The sequence below is a fragment of the Vallitalea sediminicola genome, assembly GCF_054408565.1.
On the sequence record NZ_BTPT01000408.1, the window covers coordinates 1 to 261 of the forward strand.

1 pseudogene is annotated in these 261 nt (G+C 53.3%); it reads right to left on the reverse strand.

The window, feature by feature from the left end:
- A pseudogene (locus ACX6CF_RS27220) lies at positions 1 to 261 on the reverse strand (hypothetical protein); the annotation flags it as partial.

The following is a 261-nucleotide window of genomic DNA, read 5'->3' on the forward strand; positions in this document are numbered from 1 at the left end:
CCCAGGCATGTGAACTTCACCAGCAGAAATGAGCGTCGTGACCCCGCCGTGCAATGTGCTATCAATCCAACCCAATTGTTGTTGGCGTGGCGTGTAATCCCCCACGACTGGGTGAATGTGACTGTCGATCAGACCCGGTGCGACCGTCACACCATGTGCATCAACGATCGTTGTCGCGCCTTCACAATCAATGTCTTTCTCATAGCCCCACTCGGTGATCTTTCCATCCAGCGCGACAATGCAATCCCCATCAAAAATTGG